Origin of the sequence: Pseudomonas sp. GM78 (genome assembly GCF_000282475.1) — a bacterium.
Taxonomy (GTDB): Bacteria; Pseudomonadota; Gammaproteobacteria; order Pseudomonadales; family Pseudomonadaceae; genus Aquipseudomonas.
The window spans coordinates 1-641 of record NZ_AKJF01000195.1 but is presented as its reverse complement, the minus strand read 5'-3'; the positions used below and the strand labels follow the sequence as shown (position 1 = coordinate 641).

The following is a 641-nucleotide window of genomic DNA, read 5'->3' as shown; positions in this document are numbered from 1 at the left end:
TGCCAAGCCAGCTCCCACAGGGTTATGCGGTCACTGTGGGAGCTGGCTTGCCAGCGAAAGCGGCAGACCAGGCACCACAGGGGCTCGGGTGAAATCAATCAGCCCGGATCGCGGAAGCCGGGATGGAAGTCCTTCGGCACCGCCACGCTGACGCTTTCGCGGGTGGCAATGTCGATGCCTTCACTGGCGACTTCGGCGAGGAAGTCGATCTGCTCCGGGGTAATCACATACGGCGGCAGGAAATACACCACGCTGCCCAGCGGCCGAAGCAGGGCACCACGCTCCAGTGCATGCTGGAACACCTTCAGGCCACGGCGCTCCTGCCATGGATAGGCTTCTTTGCTCGCCTTGTCCTTGACCATTTCGATGGCCAGCACCATACCGGTCTGACGCACTTCGCTGACGTTCGGATGGTCGACCAGATGTGCAGTGGAGGAGGCCATGCGCTGCGCCAGGGCCTTGTTGTTCTCGATGACCTTGTCTTCTTCGAAGATATCCAGCGTTGCCAGGGCCGCCGCGCACGCCAGCGGGTTGCCGGTATAACTGTGGGAATGCAGGAAGGCGCGCAGGGTCGGGTAATCGTCGTAGAAGGCGCTGTAGACCTCATCAGTGGTCAGGCACGCCGCCAGTGGCAGGGAGCC

The 641-nt window shown here is 62.2% G+C and carries 1 protein-coding gene; it reads right to left on the bottom strand.

Translation table 11 applies throughout. From position 1 onward, the window contains the following. Nucleotides 1-98: 98 nt before the first annotated feature. Nucleotides 99-641: aminotransferase class III-fold pyridoxal phosphate-dependent enzyme (locus PMI35_RS05940; protein WP_008064385.1), on the bottom strand; the 543-nt coding region annotated here is incomplete at its 5' end.